This window comes from Caulobacter mirabilis, from assembly GCF_002749615.1.
GTDB lineage: Bacteria > Pseudomonadota > Alphaproteobacteria > Caulobacterales > Caulobacteraceae > Caulobacter > Caulobacter mirabilis.
Genome location: NZ_CP024201.1, coordinates 1,953,447 through 1,971,486, shown reverse-complemented (window position 1 = coordinate 1,971,486; position 18,040 = coordinate 1,953,447). Strand labels below are relative to the sequence as shown.

Here is an 18,040-nt window from a genome sequence, read left to right as displayed (position 1 = left end):
CAAAGGATGGGCCGAGGGAAAGCGAAATCGAAGCCGGGAGACAGGATACGGAAGCTTTCTGAGGATCAGCTTCTGGAACGCTTTTCTGAGCACCTGCAAAATCTTCGCGAAATATGTAAGATATACGATGGTGGATATGCGCCAATCGCATTCCTGATGGCCACCGAAACAAGTAAAATATTGACTGAGAATGCAGCAGCAACACGACTTCGTGCGCTGTACCGCTTTGATACCGTTGACTACGAGCACTCTGAGTCTGTGCTATCCCCGCTCAACAAGCTGGTTATCGCGAGGGTAAGCTCCAGCCCTCCTCAAGTAACTTTCATGCCCGCCTTCCAAGGAGGGTTGGGCAAGGACGATATCAAAGGCCTTGCGTTTAGAGATTGGTGGGAAAGAGACATCATCTATCGCGCCGGAGCAGCATCGCCGGGTGTCGATCAATCTCTCATCCCACTTCGTCCAGAGAACATTGTGCCGTTCGACAAGCGAGAACGCCTCACTCGGCAAAAACTGATCTCCCTTCTCCGCAACGCAATGGGTGCCCACAGCGATGCCGAGATGCCCGAAGTCTTGGACGACCTACAGTCTTCAAATTCATTCGGCGGCTCATTCGGCGCCCAGATGCCGGATGGGCGCATAGTAGGCACTCATGACGGAACCATGACTGTTAAGATCGGTCCCCTTCCGGCCATGATGCGACAAATCGCTCATGAGCTGCTCGAAGCCTACGACAGGGCGCCAACACTATCGCTCGCGGAGACTGGCGCACAGTAGCGCTCGGCAATTGCGATCGCATGGCACCTGCGGAAAGTTTGCCTCCGCACCCCTTTTTACCTATATGCCGCTCATCAGGCTCACGATGAGCCTCTTGGCGGATGAGTGGCGCGCGCCACGCACACCAAGTGTGCGGAACCACCGTCAACCGCGAAATGTTTCGCGAGACCCGTCGTATCCACAACAGACTCAGGCGTTCATGATTCGTTGGAACGAGTCCGACGACGACGACCTGATGTGATATTCGAAAGCCGTAATGGCCAAACGCCCCCCTATCAAAACCACCACCCGAACCCCGCGCACGCCCCGACATCCTCAGGGTCTGCCGGATCGTGACACCCTTCTCCGTTTCCTTCGCGAAGCCGGCGAGGCCGACAAGGCCGACATCGCCAAGGCGTTCGGCCTGAAGGGCTCCGACCGCCGCGCCCTGCGCGAGATGATGCGCGGCCTCGAGGCCGAGGGCGTCCTCGGCAAGCGCGGCCGCCGCGGCTTCTCCGAGGCCGGCGCCCTGCCCCCCGTCGGCGTGGCCGACGTTGTCGAGCGCGATCCCGACGGCGACCTGCTGGTTCGCCTGACCAAGGCCGGCGCCGACGCGCCGCTGGTCCGCCTGGCCCCCGATCGCGGCAAGGCCGTCGAGGCCGCGCCCGGCCTGGGCGATCGCGTCCTCGTCCGCTTCGAGCCGCTCGAGAACGGCGAGACCGAAGCCCGCCTGATCAAGCGCCTGGGCCAGAGCGCCCACCGCGTCCTGGGCGTCATCCGCAAGGCCCGCCGCGAGATCCGCGTCGAGCCCGTCGACCGCAAGAGCAAGGACAGCCTGCTCATCAGCGAGCACGACGGCCGCGACCTGCGCGACGGCGACCTGGTCCTGGCTCAGGTCGGCTCCGCCGAGCGCCGCTACGGCCCCAAGCTCGGCAAGATCCTGGAGGTCGTCGGCCGCGAGGATGAGCCTCGGGCCGCCTCGCTCATCGCCATCCACAGCCACGGCATCCCGACCGGGTTCAGCGAACAGGCCGAAGCCGAGGCCGAAGCCGCCGAGGAGCCGACGCTGCAAGGCCGCGAGGACCTGCGCGACTTCCCGTTCGTGACCATCGACCCGGCCGACGCTCGCGACCACGACGACGCCGTCTTCGCCCATCCCGACCCCGACCCGAAGAATGTCGGCGGCTGGGTGGTCTGGGTCGCCATCGCCGACGTCGCCGCCTATGTCCGCCACGGCATGGCGCTGGACGAGATCGCCCGCGACAAGGGCAACAGCGTCTATTTCCCCGACCGCGTCGAGCCGATGCTGCCCGAGCGGCTGAGCAACGGCCTGTGCTCTCTGCGCGAGGGCGAGAACCGCGCGACCATGGCCGTGCGGATGGTGTTCAACGCCGCCGGCAAGAAGGTCAGCCACCGCTTCGTGCGCGGCCTGATGCGCTCGGCCGCCAAGCTGAGCTACGAGCAGGCCCAGGCCGCCATCGACGGCCAGCCGGACGACAAGACCGGCCCGCTGGTCGAGGGCGTCCTGAAGCCGCTGTGGACCGCCTACGGCGTCATGCTGAAGGGCCGCAACGCTCGCTCGCCGTTGGCCATCGAGAGCGACGAGCGCCGTGTGGTCATCGGCGAGGACGGCCAGGTCGCCTCGATCACCAAACGCCCCTCGCTGGAGGCGCACCGCCTGATCGAGGAGATGATGATCCAGGCCAACGTCTCGGCCGCCGAGACGCTGGAACAGCGGCGCACGCCGCTGATCTACCGGATCCACGACACGCCCAGCCCCGAGAAGATCATGGCGCTGACCGACTTCCTCGGCACGCTGGACATCCCCTGGACCAAGGGCGAGGCGCCGACGACCAGGCGGTTCAACAAGCTGCTGGACGACACCCGCGAGGGCCCGCACGCCGACATCGTCAACGAGGTGGTCCTGCGCACCCAGATGCAGGCCCAGTACAATGCCGAGAACATCGGCCACTTCGGCTTGAACCTGGCCAAGTACGCCCACTTCACCAGCCCGATCCGCCGCTACGCCGACCTGATCGTCCACCGCGGCCTGATCCGCGCGCTGGGCCTCGGCAGCGACGGTCTGACGGACGACGACATCAAGAAGATCAAGGAAACCGCCGAGACCATCACCCATGCCGAGCGCCGGGCGATGGCGGCCGAGCGCGACGCGACCGACCGCTACGTCGCCTCGTTCCTGGCCGACAAGGTCGGGGCGGAGTTCGAGGGGCGGATCACCGGCGTCACCCGTTTCGGCCTGTTCGTGCGGCTGACCGACACCGGCGCCGACGGCCTGGTTCCGGTCTCGTCGCTGGGCGGAGAGTTCTTCATCCACGACGACCGCACCCACAGCCTGATCGGCGAGCGGAGCGGGTCGCGCTGGCCCCTGGGCATGACCGTCCAGGTCCGCCTGCGCGAGGCGACGCCCGTCACCGGCGGGCTGCTGTTCGAGATGCTCAGCGAGGCCATGCCGCCGGACAAGACCGCGCCGCGTCCGCGCCTGGGCGTCCGTCGACGGATGGATCCCGGCCGCGGCGGCCCCAAGCGCGGCGGCGTCCCCAAGGGGGTGCGCAAGGGCAAGCGGCGCTGACGCCCTCGCGGCCTTCGACGCCGGCGGCGTCGAGACCCGGTTCACCTTCACCATGCCGGTCGACTGACGCTGGGTCACGCTTCCAAGCGGCGCGACGCAGCCTATGCTGACCGCATGACCGGACCCGTCCTCGACCCCAGTTACGATCCCCGCAGCGACGGCGCGATGCGCGGCAAGGGCGACAAGCGCCCCGGCGTCCGCCACGCCGCCACCCTGATCATCGTGCGCCGGGACGGCCCCAAGCCGCGCCTGCTGATGGGCCGTCGCAACGGCGGCCATAGCTTCATGCCCGACAAATGGGTGTTCCCCGGCGGTCGCGTCGACCGCGGCGACTTCACCGCCCCGTCGGCCAACGATCTGGCGCCGCAGGTCGCCGCCAAACTGGCTCTGACCGCGCGACACGCCAGTCCGCAACTGCCGCGCGCGCTGGGCCTGGCCGCGATCCGCGAGACCTTCGAGGAGGCCGGGCTGCTGTTGGCCAAGGCGGCCCCCACACGCCCCGGCGCGGGCCCCTGGCGGCCGTTCCTGGAGGCCGGCGCCCTGCCCGACCTCTCGGCCCTGACCTACGTCGCCCGCGCCATCACCCCGCCGTATCGGCCCAAGCGTTTCGACGCCCGGTTCTTCATGGCCGAGGCCGAGTCGCTGCTGAGCCTGGAGCGCCGTCCGGACTGCGGCGAGCTGGACGAGATCGCCTGGGTCGACCTGGACGAGACCCTGGCCCTGGACCTGCCCAACATCACCCGCTTCGTCGTGGCCGAGATCGCCGAACGGCTGGACCAGCCCGAGCGACCCATCCCGTTCATGCGCTTCCTGAACGGCGCCCGGCGGCTGGAGCACCTGTGATCCCGGTCCGTCCCCGCAACGCCGCCAGCCTGGTCCTGGTGCGCCGGACCGTGCGCGGACCGCAGGTGCTGCTGGGCCGGAGGCCCGCCAAGTCGCGCTTCGCCCCGGACGTCTTCGTGTTCCCGGGCGGCAAGCTGGACCGGGCCGACTTCGACCAACCGACGAAGGGCGCCCTGGGCGAGACCTGTGTCCGGCGAGCGGCCGCCTCGCCGCGCCTGGCCGCCGCGCTGGCGACCGCCGCCCTCCGTGAGACGGCCGAGGAGACGGGCCTGGAGGTCGCGCACGACCACGCCGCCCTCGACGTCCTCGCCCGGGCGATCACGCCGACCGACAGCCCGGTGCGGTTCCACGCCCGCTTCTTCCTCGCCGACGCCGATCTGGCCCGCGGCGAGGCCGCCGACACGCCGGAGCTGGCCGATCTCGCCTGGCGCTCGCTGGACGACGCCCTGGCCCTGCCGTTGTTCGACATCACCGAGGCCGTGCTGGCGACGCTGCGCGACGCGGGCGCTCCGTTCCTGATGACCTATCGCCGCGGCCGGCCGCTGGTGAAGACGCTGGGCTGAGGGCGCTGAGGGGACATGCTCCGAAGGTGCGTGTCCCCGGCCTGCATCCGGTCTACAGCGGCCTCGTCAGGTCGAACTCGACGCGGAAGTGGCGGTTCGGGCGGCGCAGCTCGTAGGCGAAGGTCTGGCCGGGGCGGATTTCCACGGCCCAGACGTTGTCGACCGAGGCCGGATTGCCCTTGCCCAGGAACAGGCTCCGGCTGAAGGCGTCGGCCGGGAAGGCTTGGCGCCCGGCCGCGCCGGGGTCGAGGGTGTCGCCGCCGTACTGCGAAAGCTCGTCTTCCGTCCCATCGGCGTGGCGATGATCGTGCTTCAGCCGCACCCCGTCGCCGACTCGCGTGATCACCCAGGTCCGCGAGCGATCCTCGCCCACGGCGAAGGGGATTCGCACCTGGCTCTCGGCGCAGCCCTCCACCCGCATCACCAGCGGCTTGCCGGCGAAGGCGGCGTCGGCGGGATCGGTGGTGACCACCTTGCCGGCGAAACTCTTGCCGCACAGGGACTTCAGGTTGGCGAGGAAGGCGTCCGGCGCCTTCGGCGACGCCGTGGTGGCGCAGGCGGAAAGCAGCAGGGCGGCGGCAAGCGCGAAGGTTCTGTACGACATCGTGCGAGGCTAGAGCGCTCGGTCATTGACTTCCAGCCGTCGCTGAGTATTTTCCGCGCCTCTTAGTTTCGGCCCACGCGGCTACCGAAGGATTCTATCGATGGCCAAACCGGCTTCCATCAAGATCCGTCTGAACTCCACGGCGGACACCGGCTTCTTCTACGTGACCAAGAAGAACGCCCGCACCAAGACCGAGAAGATGGTGCTCAAGAAGTACGACCCGATCGCGCGCAAGCACGTCGAGTTCAAGGAAGGCAAGATCAAGTAGGCGGATCGCCTGCTGACTGCCGTCCGACAGACGCCCGGCCGCAAGCCGGGCGTTTTTCGTTGTGCGCGGGACCGCGCGGAGCCAACCTCGCGGCGTCCCGCCTCCCTGGATCGCCCGTGCGCCGCCTCCTCCTGTTTCTGATCGCCGCCGCCTTCCTGGCGCCCCTCCCCGCCGCCGCGGAGGACGCCCGGCCGGTCCCCGGCTTCGGCTATCAGGTGCTGAACCGCTATCCGCACGACCGCGAGGCCTTCACCCAAGGCCTCTTCTGGCGCGAGGGGGTTCTCTACGAGAGCACCGGCCTGGTGGGACGGTCCTCGATCCGCAAGGTCGAGCTGACCACGGGCAAGGTCCTGCAGCGCCGGGACACCGATCCGCAGCAGTTCGGCGAGGGCATCGTCGACTGGGAGCATCGGCTGGTCCAGCTCACCTGGCTGGGCCAGAAGGGCTACGTCTACGACGTCGAGGCTCTCGAGCGCACCGGCCAGTTCTCCTACGTCGGCCAGGGCTGGGGCCTGACCCGCGACGACCGGCGCATCATCATGAGCGACGGGACCGCCGATCTGCGCTTCCTGGATCCGCTGACCTTGAAGGAAACCGGCCGCATCACGGTGAAGGCCGGCGACCAGCCGATCCACAATCTGAACGAGCTGGAGTGGATCGAGGGCGAGGTCTGGGCCAACGTCTGGCAGACCCACTTCATCGCCCGGATCGATCCCGGGACCGGCCAGGTGGTCGGCTGGATCGACCTGAGCGGCCTGCTCTCCGCCGAGGAGGCCCGCGGCGTCGACGTCCTGAACGGCATCGCCTACGACCGCGAGAAGAAGCGGATCTTCGTCACCGGCAAGCTGTGGCCGACGCTGTTCGAGATCCGGATCGTGCCGAAGGACTAGCGTACCGCGTCCTTCGAGACGCTCGCTCGAGGCTCGCTCCTCGGGATGACGAACGCAGCATACGCCATGGCGGGGAGCCGGCCGTCAGACCGGTGTCTCGAACCACGCACGACGTATCGGCGTCTGGATATCAGGCCGCCCGGGCCACCACGCGGTTGCGGCCGCCGGCCTTGGCCTCGTAGACGGCCTCGTCGGCGCGCTTGAGCAGGGCCTCGGGCGTGTCCTCCGGGCCGGCCGTGCAGGCCACCCCGACCGAGATGGTCGCCGACAGCGTGTCCTTGCCGCCCTGGACGCGGAACGGCGAGCCGGCGACGTGCAGCCGGATGCGCTCGGCGACCCGCTCGGCGTCGGCCAGCCGGGCCCCCGGCATGATCACCGTGAACTCCTCGCCGCCGTAGCGGCACGGCAGGTCGATCGCACGGACGTTCGACGCCAGCCGCACCGCGAACTCGCGCAGCACCTCGTCGCCGACGTCGTGGCCGAAGCTGTCGTTGATCTTCTTGAAGTGGTCGATGTCGATCATCAGCGCCGACACCGGGTCGCCGCCGTGAACAGCCCGCTTCACCAGCGCGCCGAGCTGGCCGGTCATGTAGCGCCGGTTGTGCAGGCCGGTCAGCTGGTCGGTGACCGCCAGTTCCAGCGACTGGTCCAGGTTGTCGCGCAGGAAGTCGGTGTAGCGCTTGCGGCGGATCTGGGTCCGCGCCCGGGCGGCCATCTCCTGGGGATCGATGGGCTTGGTCAGCAGGTCGCTGACCCCGATGTCCAGCGCCCGGACCAGCCGCGGCTTGTCGTCGGGATCGACGATGGCGAGGATCGGCAGGTGCCGCGTCGCCTCGTCCGAACGGATCGTCGCCGCGAAGCGCAGGCCGTCGAAGGCCTTGGCCGTGGCGTTGACGATGATCAGGTCGACCGGTCCCCGCGCGGTCAGGTGCGCCTTGTCCGGCTCGCTCTCGATCACCGGCCGGTGCTCGACCGCCAGCTCGGAGACCAGGCGCTGGCCCTGCCGGTCGTTGTCGTCCAGCAGCAGGATGCGGCCGCCCGCCCCGCCCAGACGCGCCGCGGCTCCGGCGATGACGCCGATACGGCGGCCCGAGGCCTCGCGGGCGCGCAACTCGTCCAGCACCTGCTTCAGGCGCGTCAGGCTGCGCACGCGGGCGAACAGCATGACGTCGTCGATCGGCTTGGTCAGGAACTCGTCGGCCCCGGCCTCGAGTCCGGCGATGCGGTCGTTGCGGCCGTCGAGGGCGGTGACCAGAACCACCGGGATGTGGCGGGTGGCGACGTCTTCCTTGAGCCGGCGGCAGACCTGGAAGCCGTCCATGCCCGGCATCATGACGTCCAGCAGCACGATGTCCGGCTGTTCGGCGGCGGCCAGGGCCAGGGCCGTGGGCCCGTCGCTGGCGGTCAGAACCTCATAGTACTCGGCGCTCAGCCGGGCCTCGAGCAGTTTGACGTTCGCCTCGATGTCGTCGACGACCAGGATGCGCGCACTCATGCCGCCATCCTAGCCCAGGAACCGCCGGATCGTGTCGAGGAAGTGGGAGACCGAGATCGGTTTGGAGATGTAGGCCTCGCAGCCCCCCTCCCGGATCCGCTCTTCGTCGCCCTTCATGGCGAAGGCGGTGACGGCGACGACCGGGATATGGGCCAGATCGTCGTCTTCCTTGAGCCACTTGGTGACTTCCAGGCCGGAGATCTCGGGCAGCTGGATGTCCATGAGAATCAGGTCGGGGCGATGCTCGCGCGCCAGGGCGAGCGCCTGCAGACCTTCCCGCGTCTCCAGGGTTTCATAACCCTGGGCGTCGAGCAGGTCGTGGAAGAGCTTCATATTGAGCTCGTTATCCTCGACGATGAGGACCTTCTTGGCCATCCGTGACCTGAACCCCAACCTTGCCGAAACGGCGCGCGACCGCGAGACTCGCCGTCCCGCTCTCGAATGCAGTAATCCCGGAATATCCTTAAACCCGAGCTAACCGTTGCCAGCCCCTCTCTCCCTGCCCGACCTGCCGATCCATCCGACCGCTCCGCTGCTGATCGTCGACGTCGACGAAGTGCTGGCCCGCTTCATGGGCGGCTTCGAACGCTTCATCGGTCGCCAGGGCTACGAGATGCGCATCGACCGCTTCGCCCTGTTCCAGAACCTGTACCGGCCCGGCGAAGCGGAATGCCTGGATTTCCAGACCGGCAAGGCCCTGTTCGACCAGTTCTTCTACGACGGCGCCGACGACCTGGACCCGGTCGAGGGCGCGGCGGACGCCCTGGCCGCCCTGTCGCGGCAGGCCGGCGTGATCATCCTGACCAACGCCCCGGCCCATGCGCTGGAGTCGCGAACGGGATGGCTGGCCCGGCACGGCTTCGACTACCCCATGCTGCTGCATTCGGGCCTGAAGGGGCCGACCATCGCCGAGATGGCGGGACGAACCCGCGGTCCGGCCGCCTTCATCGACGACCTGCTGCCCAACCTCGAATCGTCGGCGGAATCGGCCCCGGCGGTCAGCCGCTTCCAGATCATCGCCGACGAACGCCTGCGCCCCTACGCCCCGACCGCGCCGGACCGTCACGGCCTGCACGAGGACTGGACCACCCTGGGCCCGGCTCTGGCGAGGGTGATCGGCCGATGATCCGCATCGGCGTCGACTTCGGCGGCACCAAGATCGAGGCCGCGGCCCTGGGCGCCGACGGCGACTTCCTGGCGCGGGTGCGCGCGCCCAATCCCGGGGCCTACGAGGCCGCTGTGCTGGCCGTCCGCGACTTGGTCGCCAAGGCCCTGGCCGAGGCCGGCGGCGGCGAGGCCACGGTCGGGGTCGGCATGCCCGGCACCCTGTCGCCCCTGACCGGCCTGGCCCGGAACTCCAACTCGACCTGGCTCAACGGCAAGCCGTTCAAACAGGATCTCGAACAGGCCCTGGGCCGCGAGGTCCGGCTGCAGAACGACGCCAACTGCTTCGCCCTGTCCGAGGCCGTCGACGGCGCGGCGGCGGGCGCGAGCGTGGTCTTCGGGGCCATCCTGGGCACCGGCTGCGGCGGCGGCGTGGTGGTCGACGGACGGGCGATCCAGGGCCGCAACGGGATCGCCGGCGAGTGGGGCCACACGCCCCTGCCCTGGCCGACCCGCGACGAGCACCAGGCGCACCAGTGCTGGTGCGGCCGGGTCGACTGCCTGGAGACCTGGGCCTCCGGCAGCGCCTTTGTCGAGGACTACGCCCGCGCGACCGGCCGCAGGCTCGACGGCGCGGCGATCGTGACCGCCGCCCGCGCCGGCGAGGCGGAAGCGGCGGCCAACCTGGACCGCTACATCGACCGCCTGGGGCGGGCGCTGGCGTCGATGTGCAATATCCTGGATCCCGACGCGATCGTCCTGGGCGGCGGCATGTCCAACGTCGACGAACTGTACGAGCGCCTGCCGGACGTGGTGAAGCGCTACGCCTTCACCGACCTGTTCACGACCCCGATCGTGAAGGCCAGGTACGGCGACAGCTCGGGGGTCCGGGGGGCGGCTTGGCTGTGGCCGACCTAGGGCGTGGTTCGAGACGCTCGCCAGGTTCGCTCCTCGCCATGACGCGCGTTGGCGCCATCTACTGAGTTCGTCATCCTGAGGCGCCCGCCCTCAGGCGGACGTCTCGAAGGACGCACGGCCCCACCCCATGAAAGCCCTCTGTCGCGACTGTTTCTGGACCGGCGACGAACAGCCCCGGCGCTGTCCGTCCTGCGGCTCCATGCGCGTCGTGCGGCACGAGGAACTGGGCGTGCTCGGCATCGCCCACCTGGACTGCGACGCCTTCTACGCCTCGGTGGAGAAGCGCGACCGGCCGGAGCTGCGCGACGTGCCCCTGATCGTCGGCGGCGGGGTGCGCGGGGTGGTCACCACCTGCTGCTACATCGCCCGGATGAGCGGCGTGCGCTCGGCCATGCCGATGTTCAGGGCGCGCAAGCTGTGTCCGCAGGCGACCATTCTCAAGCCGGACTTCCAGAAATACCGGACCGAGAGCCGGCGCATCTTCGACAAGGTCCGCGACCTCACTCCGCTGGTGCAGGGCCTGTCGCTGGACGAGGCCTGGATGGACCTGTCGGGCACCGAGCGGCTGCACGGCGCGCCGCCCGCCGTCACCCTGGCCCGGCTGCAGGCCGACATCGAGGCCGACGTCGGGATCACCGTCTCCATCGGCCTGGCCCCCAACAAGTTCCTGGCCAAGATCGCCTCGGACCTGGACAAGCCGCGCGGCTTTTCCGTGATCGGCGCGGCCGAGGCGACCGCGTTCCTGGCGACGCGGCCGGTCGGGATCCTGCCCGGCGTCGGGCCGGTGATGGTTCAGAGCCTGGAGAAATCCGGCTATCGCACCGTCGGCGACATCGCCCGGGCCGACCTGCGCGACCTGGCCGACCGCTTCGGCCAGCACGGCCTGCATCTGCACAGGCTGGCCAACGGCCAGGACAGCCGCTCGGTGAACCCCAACGAGGCGCGCAAGACGATCAGCGCCGAGACCACCTTCAACGAGGACCTGAACCGCGCCGAGGACCTCGAAGACCAGCTGTGGCCGCTGTGCGAGAAGGTCGCCCGCCAGCTGCGCGCCGAAGGGATCGCCGGCCGCGTGGCGCATCTGAAGCTGCGCCGGCCGGACTTCCAGATCGTCACCCGCCGCCGCACCCTGCCCGTCCCGACCCAGACGGCGAAGACCCTGTTCGCCGTGGCGCGGGAGCTGCTGGCCGCCGAGCCGAAGGGCCAGCCATACCGCCTGATCGGCGCGGGCCTGTCCGACTTCGTCGACGGCCAGGAGGCCGGCGCCGACTTCTTCGCCGAGGGCGAACGCCGGGCGCTCAAGGGCGAGAAGGCCGTGGACATCCTGCGCGCCAAGTTCGGCAAAGGCGCCGTGGTGACGGGCCGGGCGCTGAAGAAGGAGTAGTCGAGGCTCGGGGCTTGCGACTCGGCCGTTTTCCACTTTCCGGAATCGCCGCCCCTTGCCGCGCTTCGACCGGACCTCCATCTCCGACCGTCGGGAAAAACCCGCCCCAGCGCACGAAACCTGATCACGACCGCGCCAAAGCAGCGCATAGGGGGTCGACGCCCCTTCCATAGAGGGCGGGTTTCCATATCTAATCGAGCAAGAGGCGGCTCCTGTTACGGGCCGCCGTGGATGGACGTATATGGCGGAGAAGAAGTCAGGCGCGGGATCGGACGGTGTGGGATCGGCGGTCGTCACTCAGACGAAACCGAAGACCGCGAAGCCGTCGCTATACCGCGTGCTTCTGCTCAACGACGACTACACCCCGATGGAGTTCGTCGTTTACGTGCTTGAGCGATTCTTCAACAAGTCGCGCGAAGATGCGACCCGGATCATGCTGCACGTGCACCAGAACGGCGTCGGCGTGTGCGGCGTCTTCACCTACGAAGTGGCCGAGACCAAGGTCACCCAGGTGATCGACGCGGCGCGCCGCCACCAGCATCCGCTCCAGTGCACCATGGAAAAGGATTGAGGAGCCCAAGCTTGCCCTCGTTTTCGCGCAACCTCGAAGAGACCCTCCACCGCGCCGTCGCCTACGCCAACCAGCGCAAGCACGAGTACGCGACGTTGGAGCATCTCCTGCTCGCCCTCACCGACGATGAGGACGCCGCCGGGGTGATGGGCGCCTGTGACGTCGATCTCCCGGCGCTGAAGAAGACCCTGGTCAACTACCTCGACACCGAGCTGCGCAGCCTGATCGTCGAGGACGGCGAGGACGCCAAGCCGACCGCCGGCTTCCAGCGCGTGATCCAGCGCGCGGTGATCCACGTCCAGTCCTCCGGCCGCGACGAGGTGACCGGCGCCAATGTGCTGGTCGCCGTGTTCTCGGAACGCGAGAGCCACGCCGCCTACTTCCTGCAGGAGCAGGACATGACGCGGTACGACGCGGTGAACTATATCGCCCACGGCATCGCCAAGAAGGCCGGCGCCTCCGAGCCCAAGCAGGTCAAGGGCGCCAATGTCGGCGAGGACGAGGAGAAGCCCTCGGTCAAGACCGGCGGCGAGGCCCTGGAGGCCTACTGCGTCGACCTCAACGAGAAGGCCCGCCAGGGCAAGGTCGATCCGCTGATCGGCCGCGCCAACGAGGTCGAACGCTGCATCCAGATCCTGTGCCGGCGCACCAAGAACAACCCGCTGCTCGTGGGCGACCCGGGCGTCGGCAAGACCGCCATCGCCGAGGGTCTGGCCCGCAAGATCGTGACCCACCAGGTCCCCGAGGTGCTGGAAGGCGCCACCATCTTCGCGCTCGACATGGGCGCGCTGCTGGCCGGCACCCGCTACCGCGGCGACTTCGAGGAACGCGTCAAGCAGGTGGTCAAGGAGCTGGAGAACCACCCCAACGCCATCCTGTTCATCGACGAGATCCACACGGTCATCGGCGCCGGCGCGACCAGCGGCGGGGCGATGGACGCCTCCAACCTGCTGAAGCCGGCCCTGGCGAGCGGCACCCTGCGCTGCATGGGGTCGACGACCTACAAGGAGTTCCGTCAGCACTTCGAGAAGGACCGCGCCCTGGTGCGCCGGTTCCAGAAGATCGACGTCAACGAGCCGACGATCGAGGACACGCTGAAGATCCTCAAGGGCCTGAAGGTCTACTATGAGGAATTCCACAAGCTGAAGTACACCAACGACGCCCTGAAGACGGCGGTGGATCTGTCGGCCAAGTACATCACCGACCGGAAGCTGCCCGACAAGGCGATCGACGTGATCGACGAGGCCGGCGCCTCGCAGATGCTGCTGCCGGAATCGAAGCGGAAGAAGACCATCGGCGTGAAGGAGATCGAGGCCGTCGTCGCCAAGATCGCCCGCATCCCGCCCAAGTCGGTCAGCAAGTCCGATACCGAGGCCCTCAAGGAGCTGCAGAATGATCTGCAGCGCGCGGTCTTCGGCCAGGACGAGGCCATCGCCCAGCTGTCGAGCGCCATGAAGATGGCCCGCGCCGGTCTGCGCGATCCGAACAAGCCGATCGGCTGCTACCTGTTCAGCGGCCCGACCGGCGTCGGCAAGACCGAGGCCGCCCGTCAGCTGGCCTCGACGCTCGGCATCGAGCTGCTGCGCTTCGACATGTCGGAGTACATGGAGCGCCATACGGTCAGCCGCCTGATCGGCGCCCCTCCGGGCTACGTCGGCTATGACCAGGGCGGCCAGCTGACCGACGCGGTCGACCAGCATCCGCACGCGGTGGTCCTGCTCGACGAGATCGAGAAGGCGCACCAGGACGTCTACAACATCCTGCTGCAGGTGATGGACCACGGCCAGCTGACCGACAGCAACGGCAAGAAGGTCGACTTCCGGAACGTGGTCCTGATCATGACCACCAACGCCGGCGCCGCCGACGCCCAGCGCCAGACCATCGGCTTCGGCCGCGGCAAGGCGGACGGCGAGAGCGACGAGGCCATCAAGCGCCTGTTCACGCCGGAGTTCCGCAACCGCCTCGACGCGGTGGTGGCCTTCAAGCCGCTGACCCAGGACATCATCCGCCAGGTGGTGCAGAAGTTCGTCATCCAGCTGGAAGCCCAGCTGGCCGACCGCAACGTCACCATCGAGACCTCCGACGAGGCGGCCGACTGGCTGGCCAAGAACGGCTTCGACGAGCTCTACGGCGCCCGCCCCCTCGCCCGCGTCATCCAGGAGCACATCAAGAAGCCGCTCGCGGACGACATCCTGTTCGGCAAGCTCTCCAAGGGCGGCCACGTCAAGGTGGTGCTCAAGGACGGCAAGATCGCCTTCGAGTTCGATGTCGACGGCAATGGTCCGCGGGAGCCCGGCGCGCCGGAGATCGAGGAGCCCGCGCTCGCGGAATAGTAGACAAAACGAGAACATCCTCGTAGGTTGTGTCCATGACGCCGTTCGTCTTCGACACGCTCAGCGCCTCCAAGCGGCTTCGCGAAGCCGGCATGGAGGAAGGCGTGGCGGAGGCGGTGGTGTCGGTCTTTCAGCACGCCGCCGCCATGCCGGATATCAGCCACCTGGCGACCAAGGATGATCTTGAAGGGCTGCGGCTCGCCGCGAAGACCGATGTCGAAATGCTACGGTCGGAGATGACATCGGAGTTCGCGGCGGTCGGGGTTGAAATGGCGTCGGAGTTCGCGGCGGTGCGGGCTGAAATGGCGTCAGAGTTCGCCGCGGTCAGGGCCGAAATGACGTCGGGGTTCGCGGCGGTTAGGGGCGAGATGGCGTCGGAGTTCGCCGTCGTTCGCTCCGAAATGGCGACGAAGAGCGAGCTTCACGCGCTGGAAATCCGCCTGATGAAGCAATTGCAGACTCAGACCTGGGCGATGATCGGGGTGATGTCCGGCGTGATCGGCCTGTCCACGGCCGTCATCAAGCTGTTCCCCTAGATCAGCGCGCCTCGACGCGGACCACCGAGCGGCCAGCGACCGAGCACCGCGTAGCGGCGCGCACGCGGCCAGCGGTGCAGCAGGACGAACTCGGTGACGGTCCAGCGCACCGGCCGAATGTCCGTATCCCCGAAATCGATGGGTGATTTCGCCAGCGTCACATGCGGCGTGAACCGCGTCGGCCCGCGGAATCCCTGCTTCGCCAAGGCCGTCGCGATGCGCTCGTGGAGCTCGATCAGCCCCACGACGTTGTCTGTGCCGGCCGCGACCAGGCAATTGTTCCGCCAGCTGATGATGTGGTCGAACGCCACGTCGAACGGACGATAGGCCACGGCGTCCGCCGCATCTCCAAGCGCCGCGACCGCCTCGTCGCCAGCGCCTTCCAGCAATCCCGCCAGCGACACATGCAGCCAGGGTTCGCCGTAGAGCCAGGTCTCTGTCCCGGGGCCGCGCGTGATCTCTTCAGCGGCCCGGCGCATGGCCGACCGTTGGGAGGGCGGTGGGAGCAGCCCGAGAAAGGTCCGGGTCCGGGCGCCCTTGATGAAGCTCTCGGCGCGCATGTCGGCATCCTAGCACGATCGGCCAAGGTTGACCTCCGCGCTCGGTCCGCCGACCATTTCGCCGGTACGGAGACCCCGCCATGAAGCAACGCAAGCTCGGCGCCAGCGACCTGATGGTCTCGGAAATCTCGCTCGGATCCTGGCTGACCTACGGCGTCGGGGTCGAGGCGGACAACGCCCGCGCCTGCGTCGACCGAGCCTTCGGCCTGGGGATCAACTTCATCGACACGGCCAACGTCTACGGACGCGGCGCGGCCGAGACGGTCCTGGGCGAGGCGCTGGCGGGGCGACCGCGGGACCGCTACGTCCTGGCCACCAAGCTCTGGGGCCGGATGAGCGATCACGATCAGGGCCTGTCCCGGACCCAGGTCCACAAGCAGATCGACGCCTCCCTGAAGCGGCTGCGCACTGACTATGTCGACCTCTATCAATGTCACCGCTACGACCCGGACACGCCCCTGGAAGAGACGATGGAGGCGTTGAGCGAGGTGGTGAAGGCCGGCAAGGCGCGCTGGATCGGCTTCAGCGAATGGTCGCCGGACCAGATCGAAGCCGCCTTCGCCATCCCCGGCGTCGAGCGGTTCGTCTCCAGCCAGCCGCAGTATTCGATCCTCTGGCGACGGCCGGAAAAGGCCGTCATCCCGGTCTGCAGGGCGCACGACGTGTCGCAGATCGTCTGGTCGCCGCTGGCCCAGGGCGTGCTGACCGGCAAGTACGACCCCGACGCCGCGCCGCCGGCCGACAGCCGCGCCGCCAGCGACGCCATGAACACCGCCATCAGCGGCTGGATGCGCCGCGAGGTGCTGGAGGCCGTGCAGCGCATGAAGCCGCTGGCCGCCGAAGCGGGCTGCACCCTCGCCCAGTTCGCCCTGGCCTGGGTCCTGCGCGAGCCGAACGTCGCCTCGGCCATCGTCGGCGCCAGCCGGCCGTCGCAACTGGACGACAACGCCGCGGCCGTCGACCTGGACATCGACCCGGCCCTGTTCGCCCAGGCCGAAGCCATCGCCGACGCCATCCCGCGGGCGCGGGCCTAGGCTCCCTCGATCAGCGCGATCTTGGCCAGATCCTTGGGGCGGCCGAACAGTGTCAGCAGAACGATCATCTCGTCGCGGTCGGCGACGCGGATCGTCCGGCCGCCGAGGTCCGCCGACCGCCCGACCGGCATCGTGACCGGCCGCCAGCCGTCGCCGCGGTTCACCTCCAGCGCGCCCATCACCTCGGCCCGCCCCTCCGGGAAGGCGAACGGCGTGAAGCGCGAGCGGAAGCGATCGACCTGGCCCGGCCGGTAGTCCGGATCCCGCCAGGCCGCCCAGGCGAGCTCCAGCGCCGCAGCGCCGGCCTCGGTGGTCATGATGTCCAGGTCCGGGCAGTCCTCGATCGGCAGGCCGCCGATCAGCATCGCCGCGCTGCCGATCACGCACCAGGGCTCGACCAGGGCGTCTAACGCCGGCGCCAGCCGCGCGAACAGCGCCTCCAGATCGGCCTTGTTCACGCGTCCAGCTTGGCGGAGATCTGCGCCGCCAGGGCCGTCAACTCCTCGACGTCCGCCATGCCTTCGGCGTGGCGGCCCAGCGGCGTCCCCTCCCAGCGCGGGATGATGTGGAAGTGCAGGTGATAGACCGTCTGCCCCGCCGGGGCGCCGTTGAACTGGCTGACGATGACGCCGTCCGGCTTGAGCGCGGCGGTCACCGCGCGGGTCAGCTTCTGGGTGATGGCCACGACCTTTGCCAGAGCGGCGGGATCGGCCTCCAGCAGATTGCGGGCCTTGTCCGTCTTGGAGATCACCAGAAGATGCCCCCTCGCCTGCGGGAAAACGTCCATGAAGGCCAGAACGTCGCCGTCCTCGTAGACCTTCACGCTGGGCGCCTCGCCCCGGATGATCTTCGCGAAGATGTTGCCGTCGTCGTAGACGCCCTCGAGGCTCATTGCCGCTCTCCTCTGGATACGCCATCGTCCTACCCCACCACAGGCGGAGCGCAAGCTTGGGCGAGCATCTCACCGAACGGCAGAAGAAGTGGTTCGCTTCCGTCCAGGCCAGCCTGGAGCGCGACACCGGCAAGTCGCTCGACGAATGGGTGGCCATCGCCAAGACCTGCCCGGAGACGACGTCCGGCAAACAGGCGACCTGGCTGCGTGAGCAGCACGGCCTCGGGATCAACCGCGCCGCCTATGTCCTGTCGGTCGCCTTCCCCTCCTCGCTCGGCTGGGACGACGCCGACGGCCTGCGCGCGGCCCTGTGGAAGGACCCCGCCTCCGCGGCCGTCTTCGAGGCGGTCGAAGCGGCGGTGAAGGCCTACCCCGGCCTGGTCACCGGCCAGCGCAAGGGCTTCTCGGCCTGGTCGCACGAGTTCCAGTTCGCCGCCGTCCGGCCGATCAGGGGCGGCCGGGCGCGCCTGGGCCTGGCCGTCGCGCCCGCCGCCGACCCGCGCCTGGAGCCGGCCGGCAAGGAAGGCTGGTCCGAGCGTCTGAAGGCGGCGGTGACGCTTGAGAGCCCGGATCAGGTCGATGCGGCGCTGAAAGCCTTGCTGAAACAGGCTTGGGACAACAGCTAACGCCCCTCCGTCCGGTCACCCCGGCGAAGGCCGGGATCCAGGTCGTAGGGCCGGGCTTCGACGCGAACCCACCTAC

Annotated in this window: 20 protein-coding genes; 14 read left to right on the top strand and 6 right to left on the bottom strand. The window is 68.5% G+C overall.

Annotation, left to right across the window (positions count from 1 at the left end; all coding sequences use genetic code 11):
• The first annotated feature begins 6 nt into the window (after nucleotides 1-6).
• The 4 genes from CSW64_RS21775 to CSW64_RS09680 all read left to right on the top strand — a co-directional run bounded on the left by CSW64_RS21775 (nucleotide 7) and on the right by CSW64_RS09680 (nucleotide 4,749).
• The gene (locus CSW64_RS21775) at nucleotides 7-774 is read left to right on the top strand and encodes a hypothetical protein (protein WP_150131369.1); all 768 of its coding nucleotides are present in this window, start codon (nucleotides 7-9) and stop codon (nucleotides 772-774) included.
• A gap of 256 nt (nucleotides 775-1,030) precedes the next feature.
• Nucleotides 1,031-3,343 (top strand): ribonuclease R, encoded by a 2,313-nt coding sequence (rnr, locus tag CSW64_RS09690; RefSeq protein WP_099621914.1) that lies wholly within the window; start codon nucleotides 1,031-1,033, stop codon nucleotides 3,341-3,343.
• Between the two features lie 114 nt (nucleotides 3,344-3,457).
• Nucleotides 3,458-4,186 carry an NUDIX hydrolase gene (locus CSW64_RS09685; RefSeq protein WP_099621913.1) on the top strand — a complete coding sequence of 243 codons (729 nt, stop codon included), beginning with the start codon at nucleotides 3,458-3,460 and terminating at the stop codon, nucleotides 4,184-4,186.
• Nucleotides 4,183-4,749: an NUDIX hydrolase gene (locus tag CSW64_RS09680; RefSeq protein ID WP_099621912.1), complete on the top strand. Its 567-nt coding sequence runs from the start codon at nucleotides 4,183-4,185 to the stop codon at nucleotides 4,747-4,749. Before CSW64_RS09685 ends, CSW64_RS09680 begins: the two co-directional genes overlap by 4 nt.
• A gap of 52 nt (nucleotides 4,750-4,801) precedes the next feature.
• Here the strand turns inward: CSW64_RS09680 and CSW64_RS09675 are convergent, their stop codons facing one another.
• Complete coding sequence (locus CSW64_RS09675; RefSeq protein ID WP_099621911.1) at nucleotides 4,802-5,353, bottom strand: hypothetical protein; 552 nt, start codon at nucleotides 5,351-5,353, stop codon at nucleotides 4,802-4,804.
• Between the two features lie 100 nt (nucleotides 5,354-5,453).
• On the opposite strand from CSW64_RS09675, the gene rpmG reads away from it, so the two are divergent.
• Nucleotides 5,454-5,621 (top strand): 50S ribosomal protein L33, encoded by a 168-nt coding sequence (gene rpmG, locus CSW64_RS09670; RefSeq protein WP_099621910.1) that lies wholly within the window; start codon nucleotides 5,454-5,456, stop codon nucleotides 5,619-5,621.
• A 116-nt stretch (nucleotides 5,622-5,737) separates the two neighbouring features.
• A complete protein-coding gene (locus tag CSW64_RS09665; RefSeq protein WP_099621909.1) occupies nucleotides 5,738-6,511 on the top strand; it encodes a glutaminyl-peptide cyclotransferase in 774 nt (257 codons plus the stop codon).
• A 130-nt stretch (nucleotides 6,512-6,641) separates the two neighbouring features.
• Here CSW64_RS09665 and CSW64_RS09660 read toward each other — a convergent pair whose 3' ends face one another.
• Nucleotides 6,642-8,006 (bottom strand): PleD family two-component system response regulator, encoded by a 1,365-nt coding sequence (locus tag CSW64_RS09660; RefSeq protein ID WP_099621908.1) that lies wholly within the window; start codon nucleotides 8,004-8,006, stop codon nucleotides 6,642-6,644.
• Nucleotides 8,007-8,015: 9 nt separating this feature from the next.
• A complete protein-coding gene (locus CSW64_RS09655) occupies nucleotides 8,016-8,381 on the bottom strand; it encodes a response regulator (RefSeq protein ID WP_099621907.1) in 366 nt (121 codons plus the stop codon).
• Nucleotides 8,382-8,487: 106 nt separating this feature from the next.
• On the opposite strand from CSW64_RS09655, the gene CSW64_RS09650 reads away from it, so the two are divergent.
• The 6 genes from CSW64_RS09650 to CSW64_RS09625 all read left to right on the top strand — a co-directional run bounded on the left by CSW64_RS09650 (nucleotide 8,488) and on the right by CSW64_RS09625 (nucleotide 14,852).
• Entirely contained in the window at nucleotides 8,488-9,132 is a 645-nt protein-coding gene (locus CSW64_RS09650) for an HAD family hydrolase (RefSeq protein ID WP_099621906.1), read from the top strand.
• Nucleotides 9,129-10,028, top strand: coding sequence for an ROK family protein (locus CSW64_RS09645; protein WP_099621905.1), 900 nt, complete (start codon nucleotides 9,129-9,131; stop codon nucleotides 10,026-10,028). Before CSW64_RS09650 ends, CSW64_RS09645 begins: the two co-directional genes overlap by 4 nt.
• 127 nt (nucleotides 10,029-10,155) lie before the next feature.
• Nucleotides 10,156-11,412 carry a DNA polymerase IV gene (locus CSW64_RS09640; RefSeq protein ID WP_099621904.1) on the top strand — a complete coding sequence of 419 codons (1,257 nt, stop codon included), beginning with the start codon at nucleotides 10,156-10,158 and terminating at the stop codon, nucleotides 11,410-11,412.
• Between the two features lie 241 nt (nucleotides 11,413-11,653).
• Nucleotides 11,654-11,983, top strand: coding sequence for an ATP-dependent Clp protease adapter ClpS (gene clpS, locus CSW64_RS09635; RefSeq protein ID WP_099621903.1), 330 nt, complete (start codon nucleotides 11,654-11,656; stop codon nucleotides 11,981-11,983).
• Between the two features lie 11 nt (nucleotides 11,984-11,994).
• Entirely contained in the window at nucleotides 11,995-14,316 is a 2,322-nt protein-coding gene (gene clpA / locus CSW64_RS09630; protein WP_099621902.1) for an ATP-dependent Clp protease ATP-binding subunit ClpA, read from the top strand.
• Between the two features lie 35 nt (nucleotides 14,317-14,351).
• A complete protein-coding gene (locus CSW64_RS09625) occupies nucleotides 14,352-14,852 on the top strand; it encodes a CCDC90 family protein (protein WP_099621901.1) in 501 nt (166 codons plus the stop codon).
• On the opposite strand, the gene CSW64_RS09620 is transcribed toward CSW64_RS09625, so the two are convergent.
• Complete coding sequence (locus CSW64_RS09620; RefSeq protein ID WP_099621900.1) at nucleotides 14,849-15,412, bottom strand: 2'-5' RNA ligase family protein; 564 nt, start codon at nucleotides 15,410-15,412, stop codon at nucleotides 14,849-14,851. The genes CSW64_RS09625 and CSW64_RS09620 overlap by 4 nt on opposite strands.
• 80 nt (nucleotides 15,413-15,492) lie before the next feature.
• Here CSW64_RS09620 and CSW64_RS09615 point away from each other — a divergent pair, with 80 nt between their 5' ends.
• Nucleotides 15,493-16,446, top strand: a complete 954-nt coding sequence (locus tag CSW64_RS09615) for an aldo/keto reductase family protein (RefSeq protein ID WP_099621899.1) — start codon at nucleotides 15,493-15,495, stop codon at nucleotides 16,444-16,446.
• Here the strand turns inward: CSW64_RS09615 and CSW64_RS09610 are convergent.
• A complete protein-coding gene (locus CSW64_RS09610) occupies nucleotides 16,443-16,904 on the bottom strand; it encodes a hypothetical protein (protein ID WP_099621898.1) in 462 nt (153 codons plus the stop codon). The genes CSW64_RS09615 and CSW64_RS09610 overlap by 4 nt on opposite strands.
• A complete protein-coding gene (locus CSW64_RS09605) occupies nucleotides 16,901-17,338 on the bottom strand; it encodes an HIT family protein (RefSeq protein ID WP_099621897.1) in 438 nt (145 codons plus the stop codon). The genes CSW64_RS09610 and CSW64_RS09605 overlap by 4 nt, the downstream gene beginning before the upstream one ends.
• Before the next feature lie 56 nt (nucleotides 17,339-17,394).
• Between CSW64_RS09605 and CSW64_RS09600 the strand changes: the two genes are divergently transcribed.
• On the top strand, nucleotides 17,395-17,964 hold the full coding sequence (locus tag CSW64_RS09600) for a DUF4287 domain-containing protein (RefSeq protein WP_099621896.1): 570 nt from the start codon (nucleotides 17,395-17,397) through the stop codon (nucleotides 17,962-17,964).
• The last annotated feature ends 76 nt before the right edge of the window (nucleotides 17,965-18,040 follow it).